This is a genomic window from Marinomonas sp. G8-14 (assembly GCF_055808935.1).
In genome coordinates this window covers 3,270,647-3,295,974 of the sequence record NZ_CM147891.1, presented here as the reverse complement: position 1 = coordinate 3,295,974, position 25,328 = coordinate 3,270,647, and the positions used below count along the sequence as shown (strand labels likewise).

22 protein-coding genes, 1 pseudogene and 1 riboswitch are annotated in these 25,328 nt (G+C 44.7%); of the genes and pseudogenes, 7 read left to right on the top strand and 16 right to left on the bottom strand.

Annotated features, from left to right (window positions below):
• Positions 1 to 8: 8 nt before the first annotated feature.
• From AC0L6V_RS16830 to AC0L6V_RS16790, 9 genes and pseudogenes are all read right to left on the bottom strand, one after another.
• Complete coding sequence (locus tag AC0L6V_RS16830; RefSeq protein WP_265219532.1) at positions 9 to 575, bottom strand: TMEM165/GDT1 family protein; 567 nt, start codon at positions 573 to 575, stop codon at positions 9 to 11.
• Between the two features lie 8 nt (positions 576 to 583).
• Positions 584 to 780, bottom strand: a riboswitch (yybP-ykoY riboswitch).
• 67 nt (positions 781 to 847) lie between these two features.
• Positions 848 to 2,431 carry a BCCT family transporter gene (locus AC0L6V_RS16825; protein WP_265219531.1) on the bottom strand — a complete coding sequence of 528 codons (1,584 nt, stop codon included), beginning with the start codon at positions 2,429 to 2,431 and terminating at the stop codon, positions 848 to 850.
• 391 nt (positions 2,432 to 2,822) lie between these two features.
• Positions 2,823 to 3,992 carry a radical SAM family heme chaperone HemW gene (hemW, locus tag AC0L6V_RS16820; protein WP_265219530.1) on the bottom strand — a complete coding sequence of 390 codons (1,170 nt, stop codon included), beginning with the start codon at positions 3,990 to 3,992 and terminating at the stop codon, positions 2,823 to 2,825.
• On the bottom strand, positions 3,989 to 4,612 hold the full coding sequence (gene rdgB, locus AC0L6V_RS16815) for an RdgB/HAM1 family non-canonical purine NTP pyrophosphatase (RefSeq protein ID WP_265219528.1): 624 nt from the start codon (positions 4,610 to 4,612) through the stop codon (positions 3,989 to 3,991). The genes hemW and rdgB overlap by 4 nt, the downstream gene beginning before the upstream one ends.
• A gap of 68 nt (positions 4,613 to 4,680) precedes the next feature.
• Positions 4,681 to 5,271, bottom strand: coding sequence for a methionine biosynthesis protein MetW (gene metW, locus AC0L6V_RS16810; RefSeq protein WP_265219526.1), 591 nt, complete (start codon positions 5,269 to 5,271; stop codon positions 4,681 to 4,683).
• Positions 5,272 to 6,430: pseudogene (gene metX, locus AC0L6V_RS16805) on the bottom strand (homoserine O-succinyltransferase MetX). It lies immediately after the preceding gene.
• Positions 6,431 to 6,637: 207 nt separating this feature from the next.
• Positions 6,638 to 8,524, bottom strand: a complete 1,887-nt coding sequence (locus tag AC0L6V_RS16800) for a methyl-accepting chemotaxis protein (protein WP_409418808.1) — start codon at positions 8,522 to 8,524, stop codon at positions 6,638 to 6,640.
• Between the two features lie 212 nt (positions 8,525 to 8,736).
• Positions 8,737 to 9,339, bottom strand: coding sequence for a 16S rRNA (guanine(966)-N(2))-methyltransferase RsmD (gene rsmD / locus AC0L6V_RS16795; RefSeq protein ID WP_265219522.1), 603 nt, complete (start codon positions 9,337 to 9,339; stop codon positions 8,737 to 8,739).
• Positions 9,336 to 10,646 (bottom strand): peptidase M16 family protein, encoded by a 1,311-nt coding sequence (locus AC0L6V_RS16790; protein WP_265219521.1) that lies wholly within the window; start codon positions 10,644 to 10,646, stop codon positions 9,336 to 9,338. Before AC0L6V_RS16790 ends, rsmD begins: the two co-directional genes overlap by 4 nt.
• 165 nt (positions 10,647 to 10,811) lie before the next feature.
• Between AC0L6V_RS16790 and ftsY the strand changes: the two genes are divergently transcribed.
• The 4 genes from ftsY to rpoH all read left to right on the top strand — a co-directional run bounded on the left by ftsY (position 10,812) and on the right by rpoH (position 14,766).
• Positions 10,812 to 12,035: a signal recognition particle-docking protein FtsY gene (gene ftsY, locus AC0L6V_RS16785; protein ID WP_265219520.1), complete on the top strand. Its 1,224-nt coding sequence runs from the start codon at positions 10,812 to 10,814 to the stop codon at positions 12,033 to 12,035.
• A 54-nt stretch (positions 12,036 to 12,089) separates the two neighbouring features.
• A complete protein-coding gene (gene ftsE / locus AC0L6V_RS16780) occupies positions 12,090 to 12,761 on the top strand; it encodes a cell division ATP-binding protein FtsE (RefSeq protein WP_111605941.1) in 672 nt (223 codons plus the stop codon).
• Positions 12,742 to 13,770, top strand: a complete 1,029-nt coding sequence (ftsX, locus tag AC0L6V_RS16775) for a permease-like cell division protein FtsX (protein WP_418138446.1) — start codon at positions 12,742 to 12,744, stop codon at positions 13,768 to 13,770. Before ftsE ends, ftsX begins: the two co-directional genes overlap by 20 nt.
• Positions 13,771 to 13,899: 129 nt before the next feature.
• The gene (gene rpoH / locus AC0L6V_RS16770) at positions 13,900 to 14,766 is read left to right on the top strand and encodes an RNA polymerase sigma factor RpoH (RefSeq protein WP_265219517.1); all 867 of its coding nucleotides are present in this window, start codon (positions 13,900 to 13,902) and stop codon (positions 14,764 to 14,766) included.
• 85 nt (positions 14,767 to 14,851) lie between these two features.
• On the opposite strand, the gene AC0L6V_RS16765 is transcribed toward rpoH, so the two are convergent.
• The 7 genes from AC0L6V_RS16765 to metK all read right to left on the bottom strand — a co-directional run bounded on the left by AC0L6V_RS16765 (position 14,852) and on the right by metK (position 20,538).
• On the bottom strand, positions 14,852 to 15,712 hold the full coding sequence (locus AC0L6V_RS16765) for an energy transducer TonB (protein WP_265219516.1): 861 nt from the start codon (positions 15,710 to 15,712) through the stop codon (positions 14,852 to 14,854).
• Positions 15,713 to 15,719: 7 nt separating this feature from the next.
• Positions 15,720 to 16,667 carry a glutathione synthase gene (gene gshB / locus AC0L6V_RS16760; protein ID WP_265219514.1) on the bottom strand — a complete coding sequence of 316 codons (948 nt, stop codon included), beginning with the start codon at positions 16,665 to 16,667 and terminating at the stop codon, positions 15,720 to 15,722.
• A gap of 255 nt (positions 16,668 to 16,922) precedes the next feature.
• The gene (locus AC0L6V_RS16755; protein ID WP_418138445.1) at positions 16,923 to 17,990 is read right to left on the bottom strand and encodes a TolC family protein; all 1,068 of its coding nucleotides are present in this window, start codon (positions 17,988 to 17,990) and stop codon (positions 16,923 to 16,925) included.
• Positions 17,932 to 18,420 carry a TolC family protein gene (locus AC0L6V_RS16750; protein WP_418138444.1) on the bottom strand — a complete coding sequence of 163 codons (489 nt, stop codon included), beginning with the start codon at positions 18,418 to 18,420 and terminating at the stop codon, positions 17,932 to 17,934. Before AC0L6V_RS16750 ends, AC0L6V_RS16755 begins: the two co-directional genes overlap by 59 nt.
• A gap of 100 nt (positions 18,421 to 18,520) precedes the next feature.
• Positions 18,521 to 18,661, bottom strand: a complete 141-nt coding sequence (locus AC0L6V_RS16745; RefSeq protein ID WP_418138443.1) for an RsmE family RNA methyltransferase — start codon at positions 18,659 to 18,661, stop codon at positions 18,521 to 18,523.
• Complete coding sequence (locus tag AC0L6V_RS16740) at positions 18,627 to 19,268, bottom strand: 16S rRNA (uracil(1498)-N(3))-methyltransferase (RefSeq protein WP_418138442.1); 642 nt, start codon at positions 19,266 to 19,268, stop codon at positions 18,627 to 18,629. The genes AC0L6V_RS16745 and AC0L6V_RS16740 overlap by 35 nt, the downstream gene beginning before the upstream one ends.
• A 106-nt stretch (positions 19,269 to 19,374) precedes the next feature.
• Entirely contained in the window at positions 19,375 to 20,538 is a 1,164-nt protein-coding gene (gene metK / locus AC0L6V_RS16735; RefSeq protein ID WP_265219511.1) for a methionine adenosyltransferase, read from the bottom strand.
• Positions 20,539 to 20,921: 383 nt separating this feature from the next.
• Between metK and tkt the strand changes: the two genes are divergently transcribed.
• From tkt to AC0L6V_RS16720, 3 genes are all read left to right on the top strand, one after another.
• Complete coding sequence (gene tkt, locus AC0L6V_RS16730) at positions 20,922 to 22,922, top strand: transketolase (RefSeq protein ID WP_265219510.1); 2,001 nt, start codon at positions 20,922 to 20,924, stop codon at positions 22,920 to 22,922.
• Between the two features lie 113 nt (positions 22,923 to 23,035).
• A complete protein-coding gene (locus AC0L6V_RS16725) occupies positions 23,036 to 24,055 on the top strand; it encodes a type I glyceraldehyde-3-phosphate dehydrogenase (RefSeq protein ID WP_409418805.1) in 1,020 nt (339 codons plus the stop codon).
• Positions 24,056 to 24,101: 46 nt separating this feature from the next.
• Positions 24,102 to 25,265: a phosphoglycerate kinase gene (locus AC0L6V_RS16720; protein WP_265219508.1), complete on the top strand. Its 1,164-nt coding sequence runs from the start codon at positions 24,102 to 24,104 to the stop codon at positions 25,263 to 25,265.
• The last annotated feature ends 63 nt before the right edge of the window (positions 25,266 to 25,328 follow it).

Genomic DNA, 25,328 nt, shown 5'->3' with positions numbered 1-25,328 from the left:
GAGCTTATTTATGACAGTAATGGCGATGCTATGGTCACTATTCCCATGATAAGAAAAAGTAAGCAAGCCAATTGACGAGTGCGGTCCGCATTGATTTTATCCATAATCCAACGTCCTGCGAAAACAACAGGCACGTTCGCCAGCATCATGCCAACCGTTGAGCCAATTAAGACCATCCAAACACTGCCGTAGTGTGCGCCCAATAGAACCGTAGCAATTTGAGTCTTGTCACCGATTTCCGCTAGGAAAAACAACACAAAGGTTGCGCCAAAGGCACCGTATTTAAGGACTTGGCTGTCTTCGCTGTCGTCTTTATCTGGAATCAATAACCATAGCCCAACAGCAATGAAGCTTAGCCCAACAATCCAGCTAATTGCACTTACTGGAATCCACTGAGCAATTTCAACACCTAGCCAAGCCGACAAAGCATGATTGAGCAATGTGGCTGCAAGAATTCCGAGAACAATTGACATTTTAGAGGCGAAACGCGTTGCAAGGAATAAAGCCAAAAGTTGGGTTTTATCGCCCATTTCAGCAAGGGCAACAGTAGAGATAGAAGTAAGTAATGCTTCCATTTTTGATAGGTCCTAGGTGGGCAATAAAACAAAAGACAATGAACCTGTGCCCACCTGAGCCAAGTTATTGTCTTAAGTCTCATCAATCCCGTCAATTCGATCAGGACTTCTTTGCCACGAGCTTGAGGCTCAATTATGTTGACAAAGAATCTTTGCAACATACATCAGGATGTGCAAAGAAGATTACTCCCCTAAGAGAACGCGGATAATAAAGTATTTATAAAAACAACACAACGCAAACGATCTACATCATTTGCGTTGTGTTGAGTTGTTTATTTATAAAGGTGCATATCGCTATGCAGACCTTTCCATAAACTCGCACACATGATTAACATGAGCAAAGTGAATGGTAGACCAATAGTAATGGCCGCCGCTTGGATCGCACCAAGTGCTTCAGACCCACCGCCAACAAGTAAAGCAATGGCGATAATGCCTTCCAGAACAGCCCAGAAAACACGTTGAATCATAGGCGCATCGGTTTTACCGCCAGCAGTAATACCATCAATAACCAAAGAACCAGAGTCGGAAGACGTGACAAAGAAGACCAATACTAGAATGATGCCAACAAAAGAAATCAGACCTGTTAACGGTAGGTTTGCAAACATTTGGAACATGGCTAGTGATGAGTCGCCAATGCCGTCGGCTAATGCACCAATACCGTTGGCAGATTGCTCTAAAGCGGAACCACCAAAAATAGACATCCACACAAGAGAAACAACCGTTGGGACCAATAGAACCGCCACTAGGAACTCACGAACAGTACGACCACGAGAAACACGTGCGATAAACATACCGACAAATGGTGACCAAGAAATCCACCAAGCCCAATAAAACACAGTCCAGCCATGGTAGAAGGTTGTGTCATCACGACCAATCCAATTACTCAGAGGGATGATGTTTTCAACATAGTTAAATAAATAAGAACCCATGGCCGCAAAAATAGCGCCGGTATGGCCCACGATGACAATAAATATTGCCAAGGCAGCGGCAATAATCATGTTGATATTAGAAAGAAGTTTTACACCGCCTTCTAGACCACGTGCCACAGACACGATAGCAACGGCGGTGACACCACAGATCACAAGGATTTGCGTCGTTAACGTATTAGGAATGTCGAATAAGAAATTGAGACCACCAGCGGCTTGTAGTGCACCAAAACCAAGTGAGGTCGCTAAACCAAAAATCGTTGCAATCACGGAAATTACATCGATTACATGACCAATAACTCCCCAGACTTTTTCACCAAATAATGGGTAAAAAGCAGAACGGATTGTCAGAGGTAGGCCTTTGTTGTAAGCGAAAAAGGCTAAAGATAAACCAACGACCGCGTAAATGGCCCATGGATGAAGACCCCAATGAAACATGGTGGCACCCATGGCGAGATCGCGTGCTTCAGGTGTGTTAGCCGCGACATCAAAAGGTGTACCGTACCAAGCTGTATAGTAACCAACAGGCTCAGCCACACTCCAAAACATCAGACCGATACCCATACCTGCAGCGAACAGCATTGAGAACCAAGTAATAGTGGAATGTTCTGCTCTAGCTTCTGTACCGCCTAAGCGAATTTTACCCAAGGGTAATGCAATCAAGAGTAAACAAAAAAGGACAAAGATGTTGCCAGCGACCATAAAGAACCAATCAAAATTATTGATTGACCAGTTTTTGGCTCCAGACAATACCGCACTAGCATCCGCTGGGAAAAGAATACTGCCAATAATGAATGCAAAAATGATCAAAGCACTGGTACTAAACACAGGATTAAGTACATCTAGGCCAAGAAACTGAATGTTATCTTGTCCTACTTTGTACGATGTGTTGTATTCTGCCCGACCACTTTCAGGTACTTTATTACTCATAAACATTCTCCTGAATTAGTGGAAATCTTTCTAATCTTTTTAAACGAAAATCAACATGAGTGTTTTTTATACAGCCTCGTTAGTTCACACTAAAAGAATTCTCATTATCAGATTGTTCTTAATGCGACGTATTTTGTCCTATTTTCACAATTCATTCATAATTTCGGTTTCATGTATAAATTGAGTGAAGCCGCGAATCAAAGAGTCAAAATAGCGTTATTTTTCGTTTAAAAAGACAAAGGAATTAGAAATGTTCACACTACGGTGTGTTTTTAATTAAGCGAAAAAAGGCCATCGAGGATGGCCTTTTTTCATTTTTAACTGGGTAAGAGTTACATCAATTTAATTAGATGTCAAATTATAGTAAACAAAATGGCCCGTACGATCAGGTTTAAGGAAGGAACAGCTCGAGTAATTCATTGAGAAATAGCTTACCCTTTTCTGTGGTTTTAATACGTTGATGTGTCCATTCATCGTGGTCTAAAAGTCCTTGTTTTAGTGCGGTTTCACAGGCTTTTATCAGAGAAAATGGCACACTTTGATAGGTAAATCGCTCATAATCCTTTAAATCGAAGGTTTCGAATAAACGCAGACGATTCATCATGAATTCAATAGGTAAGTCTTCTTGCTCGATAGCCTCTTTAATGATTAGCGCTTCAGGCAGATTGTTTAAGTAATGATTTGGGTGGCGAGTCTTTCGTGTACGAAATATTTCACCATTAACTAATGTGATCTTGCCGTGGGCGCCCGCGCCGATCCCTATATAATCGCCAAAACGCCAATAGTTAAGATTGTGTGCGGCGCGTCGATTATCTTTCGAGTTCGCTGACACTTCATACTGAGCATAACCATGCTGGGTGAGCAGTGCTTGCCCTGCGTCCTGAATGCCCCACAAGGTGTTGTCTTCAGGAAGCGTGGGAGGACGACGATAGAACTCAGTATTGGGTTCTATGGTCAGTTGATACCAAGATAAGTGCTCAGGGCTCAATTCGATGGCCAATGATAAATCTTCCATTGCCATTTCTAAACTTTGGTCTGGTAAACCGTGCATCAAATCTAGGTTAATGTTGTCAAAGCCTGCGGCTCTCGACTTATCCACAGCGTGTATCGCTTCTTCGCGATTGTGGATTCTTCCTAGGGTTTTCAACAGGTTTGGCTGAAAACTTTGGATACCGATGGACAAACGATTAATGCCCGCTTGGCGAAAATGACGAAATTTTTCTTGCTCAAACGTCCCTGGATTGGCTTCCATGGTGATTTCGGCATTGTCAGCCCAACTCAGCTTTTCACGTAGCGCGTCCATTAAACGATAATAGAAGTCTTCGCTCATCAAGCTGGGCGTGCCGCCGCCAATAAAAGCCGTTTGAATTTTCCGTCCAGCCACATAAGGTAAATCGGCGTCTAAATCTGCCAGAAGTTGTGCTAGATAAGCGTCTTCCGGCAGTTTGCCATTACTTTCGAAGCGATCCGCTTGATGGGAGTTAAAGTCACAGTAAGGACATTTACGCACGCACCAAGGTAAGTGAATGTACAAACTCAGTGGCGGTAATTGACGACTCAAAATGCGTTACCCGGTAGCAGAGAAGGGGATTGCTTAAACGCGGCAAACAGCTGTTTTAAGGCTTTACCACGATGGCTAATTTGATTTTTTACTTCTTTTGGTAAGCTAGCGGCGCTGCAAGCGCATTCTGGTACATAAAATATTGGATCATAACCAAAGCCTTCTTGGCCTTCTGTCGACGTTAAAATACGACCTTCCCATACACCATGAAAGACTTGTGGGGTCGGATCGTCTTTATGGCGCATGTAAGCTAGTACGCAATGAAAACGAGCGGTACGTTGCAGTTCAGGCACGCCCGCTAGTTTTTCCAACAGCAGCGCGTTATTTGCGTCGTTGTTGCCATGTTCGCCAGCAAAACGAGCGGAGTAAATGCCCGGTGCACCGTTAAGATAATCCACTTCAATGCCGGAATCATCGGCTAATGCAGGCAAACCCGTTTGTGCGCAAGCATGGCGTGCTTTAAGGATCGCATTTTCAATAAAACTTAAGCCAGTTTCTTCGGCTTCTTCAACGTTAAATTCGCTTTGCGGCTTAACGTCGATTCCCATATCGCTAAGCAAGGCATTGAATTCTTTGATTTTTCCAGCATTATTGCTGGCGAGTACGATGGTGCTGTTCATCGGTTTTTCCTTTGTCATTCTTTAAAACAAAGGCGGCTGATTGGCCGCCTTTGTGTGTGAGGTATCGTTTAACGACTGATATGAAAGATGGCCGTTTCACTGAATAAATTGGGCATAGAGCGAATCCACCAATGGTCTTTTAGGTGACCATCGACCGCGGCCCAACGTAGGATTTTGATGTTTTTTTCATGGCATAAACGCTCAAAATCTTGAAAGGTAAAAAAGTGAATGTTGGGTGTGTCATACCAGTTGTATGGCAAGAAATCCGACACGGGCATTCTGCCCTTTAACGCCAAATGTAGGCGGCTGCGCCAATGACCAAAGTTCGGGAAGGTAATAATGCATTCTTTGCCGATGCGCAGCATTTCATCAATCAATAAGTCGGGACGACGGAACTGTTGCAGCGCGTGCGTCATCAGTACTAGGTCAAAGCTTTGGTCATCGAAGTTTTGTAGACCTTCGTCAATGTTTTGCTCAAGAACCGGGATGCCTTTTTCTATACAGATATTTAAATCGTCTGGGCCAATTTCTAATCCATAGCCACTGACTTTTTTGTTTTGGATCAGGTGGTGAAGCAGTTCACCTGGACCGCAAGCTAAATCCAGCACTCGTATATTGGGTTGAATCCATTCATCGATCATTTCTAAGTCAGAGCGCATTTATAGGGTCTCCGTCGTTAAGCTGTTGGCGATGCGCGTTAAAAAGGTGTTTAGCACAGCCATGTAGCGAGGAATAGGGAAAAGAAAGGCGTCATGGCCCTCTGTTGCTTCAATTTTTGCGTAAGAGACCGGTTTGCCAGCTTTAACCAATGCGTTAACAATTTCTTCACTGCGTTCTGGTGAAAAACGCCAGTCAGTGGTAAAAGAAACCAGCAAAAATTCACACTGAGCCTCGACTCAGCACTGCAGATAAGTCACCGCCCGTTTGCGCAGCTGGATCAAAATAATCTAATGCTTTAGTCATCAGCATGTAGGTATTGGCGTCAAAACGTTTGGTGAAGGCTTCACCCTGATAGCGTAGGTAACTTTCGACTTCGAATTCAATGCCATAATTGTACTGGTAGCTGTCGTAGCGCATTTGGCGGCCAAACTTTGCGCCCATGGCATCGTCTGACAGATAGGTAATGTGACCTAACATGCGGGCCAAACCAAGGCCGTTGGTTGGAACGGAATTATTTTCTAGGTAATTGCCGTCAAAAAAGTCAGGATCACGACGAATGGATTGACGTGCGACTTCGTTAAAGGCGATGTTCTGTGTCGATAGTTTTGGTGCGGAAGCGACGATCACCGCGGATTTTAAGCGGGTAGGGAAGCGGATACTCCATTCGAGTACTTGCATGCCGCCAAGGCTTCCACCCACGATGGCTGCAAAGGTTTGAATACCAAGCAAATCGGCTAAACGCGCCTGACTTTCAACCCAGTCTTCTACAGTGACAATGGGAAAGCTGGCTTCCCAACGTTGTCCTGTAGCTGGGTTGATGCTGGTTGGTCCGGTTGAGCCGCAGCAACCGCCCAAGTTATTAAGGGCAATTACAAAAAAATTATTGGTATCGATAGCTTTACCAGGCCCTATTGCGGTATCCCACCAACCTGGCTTGGTATCCGAGCTGGTGTGATAGCCTGCCGCGTGATGGTCGCCGCTTAGGGCGTGACAAATTAAAATCGCATTAGACGCGTTTTTATTTAGGGTGCCATAAGTCTCGTAAACTAGCTGATACGAGGACAAGGTTTGTCCGCAGGACAGTGCCAACGGTGTGTCGAATTGCGCAATCTGTGGCGTAACAATACCAACAGAGTCGGCTGGGATGACGTCCGGCATAGGTTTGTTTTTATCCTAAAGTAAAGTCCTAAAGAAAGTGCTCGAATTCCCGTGAAGAAGCGTGGGAAGGTTCATCGATGAGTGATGCTACACAGTCTATCGTTTGCGTCTAGTGTCATCAAGAGGTTGCTATAGAATGGTCGTCTTTGAGAAGCGCTGGCGTTGTCATTTTTTGACCATACCAGCGCTTCCTTTCCGGTGGCTTGTTTAAGCGAGTGTGAAAACTTGTGTTTTTTCGGCAAGTTGAGCTGACAGGCGCTGAATTTGTTTTGTTTTGTCAGCCAAAATATCGATAGAGCTGGTATCTTGGCTGAGTTGTTGTGCAATTTCTTCCATCTCGGTACTCATTTGTATAGCGGTACTGGCAACGTCTTGAATGGCGTTAGCCATCGAGTCGGTGGATTGTGACCCTGTCATGGCATTGTTTTCGATGTCACGCATGGCTTCTTCGGCCTTGCTGCCATTTTCGCTGATGATTCTTAAGTTGTTTTGCCCACCTTCCATGGTACTAATGGCTGTCTGAGTGGACTGCTGAATGGTATTGACGATGTCTGTGATTTTCGAAGTGGCGTCGACGGTTTTTTCTGCCAAAGCCCGCACTTCGTCAGCTACTACGGAAAAGCCGCGCCCCGCTTCTCCAGCGCGGGCAGCTTCGATGGCGGCATTTAGAGCAAGTAAGTTGGTTTGGCTAGCAAGATCATTGATCATGGCAATGACGTTGTCGATGTTTTTGGATAAACGGCCAAGCTCATCAAGTTGATGGCTGGTCATATTTACAATATTCACAGTATCGGTGATGCTGCTTAATACCATTTTAATGGTGTCTGCTCCGGATTTTGCCGACTGGTAGGTGTCGTTAGAATGGGCTCTAAGTGTATTTGTGGTGCTGGATAGTTCGTTTAAGCGGCTTGATATATCGTCGGTGGCTGATGCTAATGAGTGGGTACGCTGATTGACTAGGTGGTTGCTACTGGCAATGCTGTTGATGGTGTTATTTAGATCGGTTGACATGGTACTGACATTATCTGTTGTGGATACCACATCTTTGAGAACGTCCCCCAAACCATTTGTCATTTCATTTAGCGATTGACTGAGTTGGTCAAACTCATCGTTACGTTTTTTGTTAATTATCGCTTTGGACGACATGTCCCCTTTTTTTACCTTGTTTAGGTCAGTAATGATGCTGTGTAAGGTCGTATTAACACTGCGACCAATGGCAACCATAAGCAAAGCGGCGAAAATGATGACGGCAGTGCTGACACTAAGAAGAGTGATGTTGGCTTGGTTAGAGCTTTTTTCGGCGTCGGTTTCGGCTTGCATGATGGCCGCTTCAATCAATTGACTGGCCTTGAGTTGGCTGTCATTAAAGCGTTCTTTTTGTTCAGTAAACTTGGCTTCTACGGTATCAAGAGATTGGTATTCTTTCCCATATTGAATAAGGGCATCACGGTAGGCATTGGCTTTAATACCATGTGTATCTTGAAAACCAAAGTTCTCTATCCGGTTATCAAAACGAGAAAAACTTTCGTTAAATTCGGCTAACGTGCTGTCTTTTGGATCTGATAGGTAGCTCGCCTCTGCTTTACGCACGTTGGTAAACTCTCGCTTTAGTAAACTGAGACTTTGTATATCGTCACTGATCTCTAGACCCATTTTGTCGATACTGCCACGTAAGCCTGAGGAGGAATCGAAACCAATAATGTAAAGCTTGCCAATTAATGCCATTAAAGCTTGGCTGTAATTGTTCATTTCAATGAGGTTGTCTTCCAATGTACGTTTTAATTCTAGGCTATGAGCTTGTTGGATATTCGCGTTAATAGTTTGGTTGTTTTGTTCTATTTGCTGATTGGCGCTCGCAACATAGTCCGCGTAGTTGTCGACTGAAATGGACCTTAGTTTATCGGCAATTTCGAGCATATGAATGCTTAGCTGATCATTTGATGCCTGAATTTTGGATAACGTTCTTAGTTCGTTATTGGCATCTTGCTGGGAGGAAAGCCCTTTCATGGCAACAAAGGTTACTATGATGAAACCCAGAACGGCTGTAACAAGCAGCAATAATAATTTTGTCTTAAAGGATAGGTTGGCTAGCATGATGACTTTCCTGATTATAGAGAAGTGTTAGAGTGAGTGCGCAATATAAGTAACACCTAGTGGTTTAGATATATGCAAGCATCGTGCTAAAAATACAAAATGACCTGTTATGTTGGAGCGGACAATACGCAAAGTGACTTTTATTTGTCCTGTTATGGTGCGGCGTATGGTTTGGGTGCAAAAAAAGCCCTAATTTGGTTAGGGCTTCGTGTTTATTTATTGATGTCAAATAGCCGATAAACCAATTGCCCAGCCTGTTTTTCTTTTATTAGAGACCAGTGAGTAGGTAGGGTTGGTAATTCGGCTTCTTTTTCCATTTCGATGTAGACCAAAGCATGTGATGCGAGCCAGCCTTTTTCTAGTAATGGAATAATTTGAGCAAGCCAGCCTTTGCGAAAAGGGGGATCTAAAAATACGATATCCATCGCATGTGGCGTCACGGTATCTAGAAAAACGGCGGCGTTTTGAGCGATCACCTTGGCTCTGTCTGTCGCGCCTAGTGTGGCTAAGTTGGCGGTCATTTGTTGTGACACTATGCGTGAATTATCCACAAACGTAAGATGTTTGGCGCCACGTGATAAAGCCTCTAAGCCCAGCGCGCCTGAACCACAAAACAGATCGCCACAGACTGCTCCTGGAATATGGTGATTAATCCAGTTAAACAGCGTTTCTCTTACTCTGTCTGGTGTGGGTCTCAAACCCTCAACATTGGGGATTGGTACTTGGCGAGATCGCCATTCACCCGCGATGATACGCAGTTTTGATGCCTTCGCTTTGCTTTTGTTTACCGCACTACTGGGTGTTTGTTTTTTCATTGGTAGACCTGAATCTCTTGATAGGACGATGGCTTTAATAGGGTTTTAAGGGTGGTTTTGTACTCTTCTATTGAAAAGTTGTTAATGGCTTCTTGGTAGTCTGTAGCGAATTTTTCCAACGTTAATGGACCATTTTGATTCGTGACTTGGGTGGCGATGTTGCTCCACCAAGTGGGCGATAAGCTTTGTTGCTCGAGTTGTTGCTTGAAGTTGTCTAATAGCATTTTGAAGGTTTTGGGATGGTTGATGGACGGTACCTCTTCAACAAAAATAAGGCTCTTGGCATTGATAAAACGCATAGCGTCATCGGTAGGTAAGTCAGTATTGATATTGTTGCCATATTGAATACTCCACCATGCCCAAGGATTTTGTGGTGACAGTATTAAGGTAAGTTGAGCAAAATCAATGTGTGGTTGTTGATTTAGCGTGGCAACCAAATCGGCTCCCCATATTTGTAAACTGATCCAGTCCTCAACAGAGGTGATGGGCGTCAGCGCCAAGGCGCTGCGCGTTTGCCAAAGTTCACCTTCCTGTTGTTGAATGGTCGCACTAAGCGGAGCATGTTGGATGTTGTCTACTGTCTCATTGGATAGACGATAATCTTGGCTAATAGTGTTGATTGCATTTTGAATAGCCATTTTGGCTTCTGCTGACATATCGCCGATAATATAGATGGCTGTCGCAGACGTTGTTAGGTGCTGATAATAGTTTGAAACGTCTTGTAGAGATATCGTGACATTGTCCGATTCTCTTTGTGGTTGGGTGTTGTCAAAAAATAAAATTTCTTCTAGTTGATGTTGTATCTGTGGGTTGTTCTGTTGTTGGCGCTGCCAATTCTCAAAAGTGCGATGTTTGAATTCCGGTGCTGTTAGCCAGTTGTTAAGCAAAGATAGCGTGGGTACTAAGTATTGAGGGTCGCTGCTTAACGTAATACCAATACTTTGCCTTTCGTGATCATAATAGCTGCTTGCGCTCGCCGCTAAAGGCGTTAGTCTTTGATTAATTGACGCTGTACTAAGTGGCAATGAGTCGCTCATCAAAAGGGCAAGAGTTGTCTGAATCAGTGGTGTGTTGGTAGTCGCCGCGCGAAAAGTAAAGCGAATTTCCAATTTGTCACTTTCTTGCCATTGCTCTTGTTTTAGCCAGATAACAGGAATGCCCGATGTTGTGGTCCAGGTTTCAATACTGGGAGTAGCCAGTTTCTTGCCTGGTGCCGTGAGGTTAAGTAGCCAAATTGCTAATGTGCAGAACAACATTATGGCCGCTAATACGGGGCGACTAAAAAGAGGTTTGTTACTATCGGACATAATTTACCTTAGAAAGAGAAGGGCGGTTGATTAAAACTAAGCCTGTTTGCGAGCCAGAATAATGTTAAAATAATGGTTTCTAAGTGTTTGTATATGTGGTGCTGTGTCTAATCATAGCATTTCACCCTTGTTTCCTGCATCAGTCAAAATAAAGAGATCGATTTAATGGAAGTTGTTAATCAAATTGTTGCTTTTTTTACTCCGTATCTTGGTGAGTATGCGCGTTATGTTCCAATTATCATTGGTACGCTTTTAGCCATTATCGCTTTCGTGATTCGTCGTCGTTTTGTCCAAAAAATGAATGCCAGTATCGCGACTGCTAAACAACAAGACGCTCAGGATTCTGCTGTCATGTCGCATGAGTCTGAAGACGAAGCGACTACTGCTGACGTACAGGATGATAACGAGACAAATACACTCAAGCGCCAGATGCTTGTGACGCAGGAGACTACTCCGCCGCAACCATCGCTGTCTTGGTCTCAGCGTATCAAGTCGGGTTTGTCGCGTACACGCAGTGGTTTAGGGAGCGGGTTGTCATCAGTTATTGGGGGGCATAAAAAAGTCGATGACGATTTATTAGAAGCATTGGAAACGCAATTGTTGATGGCGGATGTTGGCATTGATGCCACTCAAGCCTTGATCAGTGGATTAACCGATAAGCTTAATCGTAAAGAACTGAAAGATTCGGCCACCTTACTGACCCATTTGAAAGCCGATATGGAAAGTATTCTGAGTCAGTCTCAGCAGGTCTTGGACCCAGTTAGTCAAGATGGGCCCTTTGTTATTTTAATGGTGGGTGTAAACGGGGTCGGTAAAACGACAACGATTGGCAAACTGGCGAAAAAATATCAGGCAGAAGGCAAAAGTGTTATGTTGGCAGCGGGCGATACTTTTCGTGCGGCGGCGGTTGAACAATTGCAAGTCTGGGGTGAGCGCAATAATGTTCCTGTTGTGGCACAGCATACCGGTGCCGACTCTGCATCGGTTATATACGATGCTATTGAGTCCGCTAAGGCGAAAGGCATTGATATCGTCATAGCGGATACGGCCGGTCGTTTACAAAATAAAGCCAATTTGATGAACGAGTTGTCGAAAGTGGTTCGTGTGATGAAAAAACTGGATGCAAAAGCGCCACACGAAGTGATGCTGGTGCTGGATGCAGGCACAGGTCAAAATGCTATCAGTCAGGCGAAGTTGTTTTCTGAAGCCGTTGGCGTGAGCGGTATTACGCTGACGAAACTGGATGGTACCGCTAAAGGTGGTATTATTTTCGCGATTGCGAAACAGTTTGCTTTACCTATACGTTATATTGGTGTGGGCGAGCAGGCCGAGGATTTGCGTCCTTTCGTGGCACAAGAGTTTGTCGATGCCTTGTTTGATAGTGAGTAAGTTGTGATTGGCTTTTTTTACTGTTTTTTTCTAATTTAAGGATGCTGGATTAGCGTGGAAATCGAATTTCAACGAGTGGGAAAAAAGTACGAGAGTGGACAAGAAGCACTGTCGCAGGTGAGTTTTCATTTGCAGCAGGGCGAAATGGCCTTTCTTACTGGTCATTCGGGTGCCGGTAAAAGTACCTTAATGAAACTCATGATGATGATTGAGCGTCAAACTTCGGGCCAGATTTTGGTTGATGGTGTGGATTTGCGAACACTGAGTCGTAGAGCCATTCCCCATCATCGTCGCCGAGTAGGCGTGGTCTTTCAAAATCATCAGTTGTTATTGGACAGAAGTGTTTTCCATAATGTGGCCTTGCCGTTGCAAGTAAGCGGAGCAGACTCTCAGCAGATTGCTAAGCGAGTGCGCGCTGCTTTGGATAAAGTCGGTTTATTAGATAAAGAAAAGTACAATCCAATGGCCTTATCTGGCGGCGAACAGCAGCGAGTTGGCATTGCCCGCGCCGTGGTGAATAAGCCACAGCTGTTGTTAGCGGATGAGCCGACAGGGAATTTGGATCCTAAGTTGTCAGCTGAAATCATGAATTTGTTTCAGGAATTTAATCGCGTGGGTGTCACGGTTCTTGTCGCCAGTCATGATTTGGCACTGGTTGCTCGTATGCGTCATCGTGTTTTGACTTTAAGTCAAGGTCGAATGGTAAATGACGGAGGGTTTGCCTAAATGGTGCAAAAACCCAATCAACGAGGCGCGACTAGAGAGTCCATTAAGGCGACCAAGCATAACTGGCCAACGCGGAGCCTCTTTCAGCCCTACTAAGTACTTTCGTCAGCACCAAGAAACACTAACAGAAAGCTTTATGCGACTGGTCAGTTATCCATTGGCCAGCATTATGACGGTGATGGTGATTGCCATTGCCTTGTCTTTGCCGGGCGGTTTGTATGTGTTGTTGAAAAATGTGCAATCGATGACAGACCAATGGGAGCAACAGTCGGTTATTACCTTGTACCTTTTTCCCAATTTAGAAGACACACAAGCGCTTGCCTTGTCTCATCGTCTGTCTTCTTTGGATAATGTGGCTTCTGTTGAGTACATTTCTAAAGAAGAGGGCTTACGTTATTTTGAGCGATCCAGTGGCTATGAGCAAATTATGGCGTCGTTACCTGAAAACCCCTTGCCGATTGTATTACGAGTGATTCCTACGCTTACTGTCGATGTGAACACTCTGGCCAGTTTACAAGCCCTTCGGGACCAACTGGCGGCACAAAAGGAAGTGGAGTATGCAGAATTGGATGCACAATGGTTACAGCGTCTTGCCAATATACTGAGTTTTGGGCAACGATTTGTCTATGCGTTGTCTGTGTTATTGATTGTTGCTGTGTTTTTAATTGTAGGCAACACTATTCGTATGGCGGTAGAAAGTCGTCGTGATGAAGTCTTGGTAATGAAGTTAGTGGGTGCGACAGATGCTTATATACGTCGACCTTTTTTATATATGGGACTGTGGTTTGGGCTTTTGGGTGGTTTGTTTGCCAGCCTATGTATTCTCTTGCTTAGCTGGTGGGTAAGTGCGCCTGCTGAGCGGCTGATTGAGCTCTATCAGAGCGGCTTTCAACTACAGACTTTTAATGCAGATGAAATTATTTTATGTTTAACTATAAGCGCATTGGTTGGTGTTGTTGGCGCGTGGATTGCGGTTAGCCGACATATTTCAAACATTGAGCTGCAGTGACGATGAAAGGCTAAAATCACTACAAAGATAATAGCCATGGTTTATTCACATTTATGTCACACACAAGCAGAATTTACTTGGTAGTATTTTGTCATACAGGCATGAACAACGAGAAAGGTGGAAATAGAGATGGGTAAAGCTCTTCAGCCTACAGATATGATGATTCCAGGTCAAAACCTAGAATCCTATATACAAGCCATTAGCAGAATTCCGATTTTAACGGCCGACGAAGAAAAAGTGCTGGCAGATCGTCTTTATTATCAAGAAGATCTTGAGGCGGCACGTACGCTGGTTATGTCGCATCTAAGATTTGTTGTGCATATCGCGAAAAGTTACTCTGGATACGGTCTAGCACAAGGTGACCTTATACAAGAAGGCAACGTTGGCTTGATGAAAGCCGTTAAACGCTTTAATCCAGAAGTTGGTGTGCGCCTTGTCTCGTTTGCGGTGCATTGGATCAAGGCCGAAATTCATGAATTTATTCTGAAGAACTGGCGCATCGTGAAAGTCGCGACGACGAAAGCCCAGCGAAAAATGTTTTTTAACCTTCGCAGTGCAAAGAAATCTCTATCTTGGTTCAGCAATTCTGAAGTAGAGTCGGTTGCCAGTGATTTAGGTGTGACCCCAGAAGTGGTTCGCCAAATGGAAGGGCGTTTAAGCTCTTCTGATATGGCATTTGATGCATCCGCTGATGACGATGACGACAGTGCGTTTCAAGCGCCATCTCAATATCTAGAGGATCACCGCTCAGATCCAGCCATGTTACTTGAAAACGGCAATTGGGAAGAAGACTCTAATCAGCGTCTTGAAGTGGCGATGGCTGATCTTGATGAGCGTAGCCGAAACATTTTGGTACAACGTTGGTTGTCTGATGCGAAATCGACCTTGCATGATTTAGCGGATGAGTATGGCGTTTCTGCTGAGCGTATTCGTCAACTCGAGAAAAACGCGATGAAAAAAATACGTCTGGCAATGGGCGATGGTCAGTTCGACTGATTTTAGCGTTGCGTTGTTGAGACAATAAAACCCTCCTAAGTGAGGGTTTTTTTATGCAATAAGATTAGAATGGAATAGAGATTCATTATTGGCTTTGGAGTTGGTTGCCCGGTACAAAGCGCCATGTACGAATGATTTCCAGCTTATCGACTTCTTTCTTTAGTTCACTGGGGAATATCTGAAAGGGTTCTGCAAGGCGAACAATACGCATGGCGGCATCATCTAATACTCTGATGCCAGAGGAGTGCAGTACTTCAATATCATCCACGTAGCCATTTGGCAGTAAGATCACGGCGAGGCGTAGTTCACCATATAAATGGTTGCGTTTTGCTTCTTCTGGATAGTGAATGTTGCCAATGCGTTCGATGCGACGACGCCAATCGTCAAGGTATTGAGCGTCAATGGCGGCCTTAGCTGAGACCGAGGTGAGGCGGCGAATTCTTGGTCGTTTGGCATAGGATTGTCGTTGTTGGTCCAGTAAAGCCTCTAACGTCGCAATATCATTGGAAAGGTGACTGGGAAGTTGCGTTTCTCCTCGAAACTGCTCTTCTAAGGTTTTTGGCTCTTGCTCCGTATCATTCACTATCTCAAAAACAGCTTCTTGATTGGTTGTCGCTAGCAAATTTGGCTCGTCAATCGGCTCTGCTGAAGCAAGTTGAGGTTGGATAGGAGGGGATATTTCCTGAATCGTGTCTGCTAAAAAGCGTGCTTCTTCAGTGGTAGTGAGTTTTTGTTTTCGTATCTCTGTGCCGCTGGCTTGTTGGTTTGCTTGTGCAATAAAGTCGGCTTCCGTGGGGGCGCTTGTTGTGTGTTGAACCAGTGTGACCTCCAGTGTTTTTGGCTTGGGAGAGGGCAACTGAAAATCGAAGCCAACTGCCATCACCATTAGCACATGAAAGCTAATGGCGATGAAAAGCGCGACGGAAAATTTATCGATTACTCGCATGTTGATCTTACTGAAGGCGTTTTTCTATGGCTTCTATTAACATCATGGCGATATTCAGATCAAATTGCGCATCTAATTCACGAACACATGTTGGGCTGGTAACATTAATTTCGGTGAGATAATCACCAATGACATCTAAGCCAACAAACATTAGATTTTTTTCTTTTAGTGATGGGATGACCTGGTCGCAAATCCAACGATCGCGTTCAGTCAAAGGACGACCTTCACCACGTCCGCCAGCGGCCAAGTTGCCTCGAGTTTCACCTGAAGCTGGGATACGTGCCAGCGCAAACGGTACCGGCTCACCATTAACGACTAAAATACGTTTGTCGCCATCTTTGATTTCAGGGATGAATTTCTGTGCCATGATTTGCTCAACGCCCATATTCGTCAGTGTTTCGATAATCACACTGACGTTGGAGTCATCTGGCTTGATACGAAATATTGAGCTGCCGCCCATGCCATCTAGTGGTTTGAAAATGACATCGCCATGCTCTTTATGGAACCTTTTGAGTAAGTCAGCACGTCTTGTCACTAAAACCGGTGGGCAACAATGTGGGAACTGGGTAGCGAACAGTTTCTCGTTGCAATCACGTAAGCTTTTCGGATCGTTAACAACAAGGGCACCATCTCGTTCGGCCTGCTCGAGAATCATGGTGCTGTAGACAAACTCGCTATCAAATGGTGGGTCTTTGCGCATTAAAATCACGTCCATATCACCCATTGCCATTTTGGTTTCTTCACCAAGATCGTAAAAATGCGCAGGGTCTTTATAAACCTGTAAAGGGCGAGTCATGGCATAGGCTTTACCATTGTCTAAAAATAAATCTTTTTGCTCCATGTAAATAAGTTGCCAGCCCTTTTCAGCGGCAGCCCATAACATAGCGAGTGAGGTGTCTTTTTTGTAGTTTATGGATGAAATTGGATCCATAACAATGCCGAGTTTGATAGTCATAAGGCGTTTCCTAAAGCGAAAGCAACGTTTTAGTGCTTTTTCTAATCTGTTAATAGATGTTGATGCTATAGAAATATGGGGGCGCTGAGAAGAAAAAACAGCCATGATTTGTAGATAGTTACGTTTATAAACCAAAATACTTTGTGTGATGAAGATTGAGGTATAAGGTTCGTCATATTATTTAGCACAAAGCCACTGGTTATAGCGTTAGACGCATAAGTCCAATGGCTCTGTTTTCATCATTTCTGTTTGTTATTACCAACTCCCTGTATTTTCATCCGCTTCTAAGAACAACTCATCTTCTGGCGTTTTGTTGCTTCTTTCTGTTGGAGACTTGGGTGTTGATGAGGTATTTCGCAGTGCTTTTTCGTCTTCTTTTAATTCATCAAGCGCGGTTGGGCCTGCCTTAGGGATAACTTTCTTTTTATCAAATTCATCATTGAAACCAAGTAATTGTGGGCGATAAATGCGGAAGGCACGCATTAGTTCACCCTTGGCGTTAAATAAACGGAACTCTGAGAACAGTTCGTCATAGTCGGCATTAACGTAATCTTGGCGGGCTTGGAACAACTCGTTTTCACTATCCAGTACGTCTAGCAAGGTTCTGCGGCCTAGACGAAATTGTTTTTCATAAGCGATCTGTGATTCTTTTGTGGCAATAACGTATTGTCGGATATGCTCTTTTTGTCCTGTTGTTGCTTCAAACGCAGCCCAAGCTAGTCGTACAGTAAGCTCGGTGTCTCTGATGGTTTTACGGCGAATTTCAGAGGCTTGAATGTTTTGTTGAACGGCGACTTGTTTTTGGCGTTTTTGAGTGCCACCACTGTATAGATTGTAGTTCAGTCTAACCATGGCCAACAAATCTTCACTCGGACCTTCATCCCCATCGATATTGTTATTCCAGGTTCGTTCTAAGACAAAGCTTATGTTTGGGTAGTTGCTTGCATCAGCAATTTTCTCAAGGCTTTCTGTGGCGGCAACGTCCCAACGAGCACCTTCAATGGCGGGATTCTTTTTTAATGCCTCACCGATAGCCAAGTCTAAATTTTGAGGTAGGAGATCTTTGTCTGGGACAGGATAAATAAGGTCATCAGGTGGCAGCTCTCCAACAATGTTGAGATAGTTGCTTTCAGCATCTCGAAGATTATTGACGGCCGCTAGGTGGTTTGCATTGGCTTTTGCAAGTCGGGCTGTGATTTGGCTCAAGTCAGATTGACGACTAACCCCAGAGTCGCTCTTTAATTTAATTTGTCCGTAAATGCGTTCATGGGTTTTTAGGTTGAGCCTCGGCGAGTGTGACCAGCTCCCGATAACGCAAGACATTGGCAAACACTTGAGCAACTTCCAAAGCGGTATTTTCAACAGAAATTAATGCATTCCAGCGATTGGCTTCGGCTTCACTGTTTAACCGAGCGATCTCGTTCTTGGTAGAAAAACCATTGAATAGAGGCTGATTTAAGGAAAGTGTTAGTTCACGACGCGTCAAGTCAACGTCGTTAGAGTTTGCATTGTCTGCGTAGGTTGTCTCACGGCCGATACCTGCAGAAAGATCTGCGCTTGGATAGTAGCCAGAGCGTCGGGCTATTTCGGCATTTTCTTTGGACTCTCGATATTCAGCAATGGCTTGTCTAACCACAGGGTTATTCTCTATCGCAATATAGGTGGCTTCCTCTAGAGTGAGAGCTTGAGCCGTTGCAGGTAGAAGTACCGTCCCTAAATAAACCGTGCAAGTCAAAACGATTCGGTAAAACATGTGATCATCTGTCCTTTATTGAGTCATACTAAAATGGTAAAGCCATTTACGCTCTGAATATGTAGTGATTCTGTTAGTGCTTGCTTGATATGAGAATAGATTAAATATCGCCCCATAAAACATTAATGACACTAAGCGCGACCACCGGAGCGGTTTCAGTACGCAGTACTCTTGGCCCAAGTGTAATGGCGTTAAACCCTGCTTTTTCAGACAGTTGAACCTCTTTTTCTGTGAGCTCCACCTTCTGGCCCGATTAACAACGCAATGCGATTATTTGTTGGTTTTTCATATTGGCGAATCGGTTTGGCACTATGATGATGTAAGGTGAGTTTTAACATTGCGTTACATTTCTCTACCCATTCGGTCAATTCTATCGGAGGGTAAACGATGGGAACTACACCTCGGCCACATTGTTCCGCAGCGCTGATAGCAACGTGCTGCCAATGATGTTGGCGCTTTTCAGCTCGACTTTCTTGAAGCTTGACTTCACAGCGTTCACTAAACAGTGGCTGAATAGCAAATACCCCAGCTTCGACGGACTTTTGAATGGCGTAATCCATGCGCTCGCCACGAGATAATGTCTGTCCTATGGTAACTTGAATCGGGGATTCATTATCTAACGCTTCAAAGTCGGTAATTTGGATATTAGCAGAGCGTTTTTCGACATCGCACAGGGTAGCGTTAAATTGACCGACTTGACCGTTAAACGCTCGGCCATTGAACACAATAATAGGATGGTCTGTTTTCAAACGCAGGACTTTGCATAAATGCTGAAATGCCGCATCAGGTAAGGTAAGAGAGGTATTCTCGTTGAGTTCTGTGTCGATAAAAATTCGTGGAATACGCATACCTTATCCTATGTTTTCGAATGTTTAATAATATAGAAATGAAAAAGCCTTCTTCTGCCATTTAATCATAATGCAGAAGAAGGCTTTATAGCGGAAAATCAGGGAATTATAAACCAGCGGCTTTGCGTAATGCGTCGGCTTTATCGGTTTTTTCCCAAGTGAAGTTTTCGCCTTCACGGCCGAAGTGACCGTACGCCGCTGTTGGAAGATAAATTGGGCGTTTCAAATCGAGCATTTTAATTAAGCCGGCTGGGCGTAATTCAAAGTGTTCACGAACCAACTGTGTAATCACCGCATCGCTGACTTTGCCCGTGCCAAAAGTATTGATACTGATCGACGTTGGTTCAGCCACACCGATGGCGTAAGAGATTTGAATTTCGCATTTATCTGCAAGACCTGCAGCCACGATGTTTTTCGCTACATAACGACCAGCGTAGGCCGCAGAACGGTCAACTTTGGATGGATCTTTACCAGAAAAAGCGCCACCACCGTGACGCGCCATGCCGCCGTAAGTGTCTACGATGATTTTACGGCCCGTTAGACCGCAATCACCAACTGGGCCACCGATGATGAACTGGCCTGTTGGGTTGATGAAGTATTTAGTATCTTTTGATAACCATTCAGCAGGAAGAACTGGCTTGATGATTTCTTCCATGACCGCTTCGCGTAGGTCGGCTTGTTTTACTGACGCGCTGTGCTGCGTTGAAAGAACCACCGCATCGATAGCACAGGGTTTGCCGTTTTCGTCGTAACGGAAGGTAACTTGGCTTTTTGCATCAGGACGAAGGAAGTCTAGGGTACCGTTTTTACGCACTTCTGCTTGGCGTTGAACCAAACGATGGGCATAAGTGATCGGGGCAGGCATTAATACGTCAGTTTCGTTTGTGGCAAAACCAAACATCAAGCCTTGGTCGCCGGCACCTTGTTCGTGTTCTTCGGCTTCGTCAACACCGACGGCAATATCAGCAGATTGTTTTCCGATGGCATTCATGACAGCGCAAGATTCCCAGTCGAACCCCATGTCAGAGCTGTTGTAGCCTATTTCGCGAATAACGCCACGGGCGATTTCTTCAATATCAACCCAAGCGTTGGTACGGACTTCCCCTGCAACCAGCACCATGCCTGTTTTGACTAGGGTCTCGCAAGCAACACGTGCTTCTGGGTCTTCAGCCAGAATGGCATCAAGGATGGCATCGGAAACCTGATCGGCGATTTTATCTGGGTGGCCTTCAGAAACGGATTCTGACGTAAATAAAGAATATTCTGACATGTTTAGTGCCTCTATCAAAAATGATGGATAAGCGCTAAATAGGTATAAAAAAACCCGCTTAGCAATGTTTGTATCTCAAAAAAGCTAAACAGGTGATATTGCTTCTGTTTAGCTGAATTTATATAGCGTCCGCAAGCCGAAACAAATCGACGCTTTTAGTAGCGTTAAATGATGAACTAGAGCTGTTTAAATATCAACCCGATCTGTTGATTTTAATGAGGCAAAAGGCAGTTTTTTTGTTACGATGGTGCAGATTTATGTGTATTTTCATTTTCTCTGCCCAATGTTTGGGCGTATCGATGGGGTCAGCATTGCATGGCGGCTCTATCCCGTAGAGAATGTTTCTTCTATATGTTCGTTAAGCTATCAGGAGTAGAATAACCATGCCGTCTCGCAAACAACTTGCTAACGCCATACGCGCTTTAAGTATGGATGCTGTTCAAAAAGCTAACTCAGGTCACCCAGGTGCGCCAATGGGGATGGCGGATATCGCTGAAGTGCTATGGAATGACTTTTTAAAGCATAACCCAAACAATTCAAAATGGGTGGATCGTGACCGTTTTGTGTTATCAAACGGTCATGGCTCTATGTTGATTTATTCTTTACTGCATTTGTCTGGTTACAAGTTACCAATCGAAGAGTTAAAACAATTCCGTCAATTGCATTCTAAGACACCAGGTCACCCTGAATACGGTTACACCGATGGCGTAGAAACCACAACGGGTCCATTGGGTGCTGGTATCAGTAATGCCGTGGGCATGGCGATTGCTGAAAAGACATTGGCAGCGCAATTTAACCGTGAAGGCCATAAAATTGTCGATCACAACACCTATTGCTTTCTTGGCGATGGCTGCTTGATGGAAGGTATTTCTCATGAGGCGGCTTCGTTAGCTGGTACATTGGGCTTAGGTAAACTAGTTGCCTTCTGGGATGACAACGGTATCTCTATTGATGGTCATGTTGAAGGTTGGTTTACAGACAATACACCACAGCGCTTTGAAGCCTATGGCTGGCACGTTATCGCTGACGTAGATGGACATGATCCAGAAGCAATTAAAGCGGCCATTGAAGCGGCAAAGGCGGAAACTACGAAACCTACTTTGATTTGCTGCAAAACCATTATCGGTTTTGGTTCACCGAACAAGTCTGGTAGCCATGACTGCCATGGTGCACCGCTTGGTGATGCCGAGATCGCAGCGGCTCGTGAATTCCTAGGTTGGCCTTATGCGCCTTTTGAGATCCCTGCCGATGTTTACTCTGGCTGGGATGCAAAAGAAGCAGGTGCAGCACGCGAAACTCAGTGGAATGCTCAATTCGAAGCCTATAAAGCCGCTTACCCAGAATTGGCAGCAGAGTTTGAGCGTCGCGTTATTAAAGGCGAATTGCCTGCCGATTTTGAAGCGAAAACTCAGGCGTTCATTCAAGAGTGCCAAGACAAAGGTGAAAGCATTGCCAGCCGTAAAGCATCACAAAATGCGATTGGCTTCTTTGGCGCTATGTTGCCTGAATTGTTAGGCGGTTCTGCGGACCTTGCAGGTTCCAACTTGACGTTATGGTCTGGTTCGAAGGGTATCCAAGACGATCCAGCCGGTAATTACGTTTACTACGGTGTGCGTGAATTTGGTATGAGTGGCATCATGAACGGTGCGTCTTTACATGGTGGTTTTATTAACTACGGTGCGACTTTCATGATGTTCATGGAATACGCTCGTAACGCCGTTCGTATGTCTGCTTTGATGGGGATTCAAAACATCTTTGTTTACACTCATGATTCGATTGGTCAAGGCGAAGACGGCCCGACTCACCAGCCAGTTGAGCAGCTTGCTAACCTGCGCATGACACCAAATATGTCAGTATGGCGTCCGTGTGATGCGGCAGAAACAGCAGTGGCTTGGAAAGCGGCGATTGAGCGACGTGATGGTCCAACGTCTTTGGTTTTCTCTCGTCAAGGACTGCCAGCGCAGGCGCGTAATGCCGAGCAGTTGGCGAATGTAGCCAAAGGTGGTTATGTATTACATGATTGTTCTGGTACGCCAGACCTCATTCTGATAGCAACGGGTTCTGAGGTTGGTCTTGCAATAGATTCTGCCAAGGCTTTGACCGCAAAAGGTAGAAAAGTCCGTGTGGTTTCTATGCCGTCAACGAATGCGTTTGATGCACAAGATGCCGCTTATAAAGAGTCGGTATTGCCAAGCAGTGTGACTAAGCGTGTTGCTATTGAAGCGGCTCACACGGATTACTGGTACAAGTACGTTGGTTTCGAAGGGGCTATGGTGGGTATGACGACTTTTGGAGAGTCTGCTCCTGGCGGCGATCTTCTGAAATACTTTGGTTTTACAGTAGACAATGTAGTTGCGACTGCTGAGAGAATTCTAGCCGCGTAATCTCATTGCTTGATAAGAAAAGAGGTGTACGTTTGTATGCCTCTTTTTCCTTTTATTAAGGCTGAGAGTGATGTTTTTTTAGATCACTTTCTTTTCGATGAAGTAGTAGGAATATGTTGCGAGTCGCTATCAATGGTTATGGTCGTATCGGACGCTCGGTATTGCGAGCGCTTTATGAGAACGGCTACCGCGATCACATCCAGGTGGTTGCTATTAATGAATTGTCTGACATCGAGACAATTAGTTACCTTACACGCTATGACACGACTCATGGTCGTTTTCCTTTACCTGTATCGACGCAAGCTAATCAACTGTCTGTTGGTGATGATGCGATTGCGTGCTTTTCCTGCGCAACCCCAGACGAGCTAGATTGGTCGTCTCTTAAATTGGATATGGTGCTGGAATGTTCAGGCAGTTTTTCTGGTAGAGAAGGCGCTCAAGCTTATCTAAATGCTGGTGTGCCACGACTATTGCTTTCCCAGCCAGCAGCAGCCGACGTTGATGCCACCATTGTGTATGGTTTTAATCACCATGATATTCGGGCGGATCACCGTATTGTTTCGGCCGCATCTTGTACAACCAATTGTTTAATTCCCGTATTGGATATTGTTAAGCAATTTTGTGGTGTTGTGCATGGCATGACTCAGACGATTCACTCGGCGATGAATGATCAACCTGTCATTGATGGCTATCATACGAAAGATCTGCGTCTCACTCGTGCGGCTTTGAGCTCTATTATTCCTGTTGATACTGGGTTGGCGCGAGGTATTACGCGCATGATGCCAGAGCTGGGAGGCAAGATGGGTTGTAATGCAGTGCGTGTGCCGACTTTAAATGTCTCTGTGATTGATTTCGTTTTGCGCACAGAGCAAGACGTAACGGTTGAGCAGATACATTCTCAGTTGGAGCAGGCCGCCAATTCGAAATATGCCGGACTTATGGGATTCACCACAGAAGCACACGCATCGGTAGATTTTAACCATGATCCACGCTCGGTGATCATAGACAGTACACAGACTCAAGTCATTGATCGGCGTATGGTGAAATTACTGTGTTGGTTTGATAATGAATGGGGCTACGCTAACCGTATGTTGGATGTGGCTAAATATTGGTCTGGTGTGATCAAGCGATAACAGAGCGTTTGATCTGTCAGAATGTTAAATGATGAGGACATCGTACATGACCGTAATAAATATGAAAGATTTGGATTTGACGAATAAACGCGTGCTGATTCGTGAAGACTTAAACGTGCCCGTAAAAGACGGCAAAGTGACCAGTGATGCGCGTATTCGCGCTGCGTTGCCAACGATCAAGCTGGCGTTAGCGGCTGGCGCGAAAGTCATGGTGATGTCGCACCTTGGTCGCCCAACGGAAGGTCAATATGAAGAAGAATTCTCTCTTCAACCTGTTGCAACACATCTTTCTGATTTATTAGGACAAGACGTGCCGCTAGTTAAAGATTGGTTAGATGGCGTGGAAGTTGAGTCGGGTCAACTTGTGTTGGTTGAAAACGTGCGTTTTAACCTTGGCGAGAAAAAAGACGATGAAACGCTTTCTAAAAAAATGGCGGCGTTGTGTGATGTATTTGTGATGGATGCATTTGGCACGGCGCATCGTGCCCATGCCTCAACTCATGGTGTTGCGAAATATGCGCCTGTGGCTTGTGCTGGCCCTCTATTAGCTGCAGAGTTAGAAGCATTGGGCAAAGCGCTTGATAATCCAGCTCGTCCTTTGGTTGCTGTGGTAGGCGGTTCGAAAGTATCGACTAAATTAACCGTATTAGAATCACTGTCTAAAGTATGTGATCAGCTCATCGTGGGCGGCGGTATCTCTAATACGTTTGTTGCCGCTCGTGGCTACAATGTTGGTAAGTCATTGCATGAAAAAGACTTAATCCCTCAAGCTCAAAAACTGATGGCTGATTTGGATATTCCTGAGTTGACGGATGTTCGTGTGGGAACAGAGTTTTCAGAAACGGCGGTTGCAACGATTAAGCCAGTTGATCAAGTGGCTGATAATGAAGAAATTATGGACTTAGGTCCGGATTCTGCCCAAGTGCTCGCTGATATACTAAAAAATGCCAAAACCATTCTTTGGAATGGTCCATGCGGTGTGTTCGAATTTGATAACTTTTCTAAGGGCACAGAAGTTATTGCTCAGGCGATTGCTGACAGTGATGCGTTTTCAGTGGCTGGTGGTGGAGATACATTAGCGGCGATCGATAAATACGGTCTGGCTGACAAAATTTCTTATATTTCAACTGGTGGTGGCGCGTTTTTAGAATTTGTTGAAGGAAAAGTGTTACCAGCGGTTGCGATGTTAGAGTCACGAGCGCAAAATTAGTATTAAAGAACGGCAAAGATCGTTCTAAAGCACTACATAAATGATAAAAGGCGAAAAGCCTAC

Coding starts and splice junctions, on each gene's coding strand:
- AC0L6V_RS16830 (WP_265219532.1), bottom strand. CDS start 575: ATGGAAGCATTACTTACTTCTATCTCTACTGTTGCCCTTGCTGAAATG.
- AC0L6V_RS16825 (WP_265219531.1), bottom strand. CDS start 2,431: ATGAGTAATAAAGTACCTGAAAGTGGTCGGGCAGAATACAACACATCG.
- rdgB (WP_265219528.1), bottom strand. CDS start 4,612: ATGAACAGCACCATCGTACTCGCCAGCAATAATGCTGGAAAAATCAAA.
- metW (WP_265219526.1), bottom strand. CDS start 5,271: ATGCGCTCTGACTTAGAAATGATCGATGAATGGATTCAACCCAATATA.
- AC0L6V_RS16800 (WP_409418808.1), bottom strand. CDS start 8,524: ATGCTAGCCAACCTATCCTTTAAGACAAAATTATTATTGCTGCTTGTT.
- rsmD (WP_265219522.1), bottom strand. CDS start 9,339: ATGAAAAAACAAACACCCAGTAGTGCGGTAAACAAAAGCAAAGCGAAG.
- AC0L6V_RS16790 (WP_265219521.1), bottom strand. CDS start 10,646: ATGTCCGATAGTAACAAACCTCTTTTTAGTCGCCCCGTATTAGCGGCC.
- ftsY (WP_265219520.1), top strand. CDS start 10,812: ATGGAAGTTGTTAATCAAATTGTTGCTTTTTTTACTCCGTATCTTGGT.
- ftsX (WP_418138446.1), top strand. CDS start 12,742: ATGACGGAGGGTTTGCCTAAATGGTGCAAAAACCCAATCAACGAGGCG.
- rpoH (WP_265219517.1), top strand. CDS start 13,900: ATGGGTAAAGCTCTTCAGCCTACAGATATGATGATTCCAGGTCAAAAC.
- AC0L6V_RS16765 (WP_265219516.1), bottom strand. CDS start 15,712: ATGCGAGTAATCGATAAATTTTCCGTCGCGCTTTTCATCGCCATTAGC.
- gshB (WP_265219514.1), bottom strand. CDS start 16,667: ATGACTATCAAACTCGGCATTGTTATGGATCCAATTTCATCCATAAAC.
- AC0L6V_RS16755 (WP_418138445.1), bottom strand. CDS start 17,990: ATGTCTTGCGTTATCGGGAGCTGGTCACACTCGCCGAGGCTCAACCTA.
- AC0L6V_RS16750 (WP_418138444.1), bottom strand. CDS start 18,420: ATGTTTTACCGAATCGTTTTGACTTGCACGGTTTATTTAGGGACGGTA.
- AC0L6V_RS16740 (WP_418138442.1), bottom strand. CDS start 19,268: ATGCGTATTCCACGAATTTTTATCGACACAGAACTCAACGAGAATACC.
- metK (WP_265219511.1), bottom strand. CDS start 20,538: ATGTCAGAATATTCTTTATTTACGTCAGAATCCGTTTCTGAAGGCCAC.
- tkt (WP_265219510.1), top strand. CDS start 20,922: ATGCCGTCTCGCAAACAACTTGCTAACGCCATACGCGCTTTAAGTATG.
- AC0L6V_RS16725 (WP_409418805.1), top strand. CDS start 23,036: ATGTTGCGAGTCGCTATCAATGGTTATGGTCGTATCGGACGCTCGGTA.
- AC0L6V_RS16720 (WP_265219508.1), top strand. CDS start 24,102: ATGACCGTAATAAATATGAAAGATTTGGATTTGACGAATAAACGCGTG.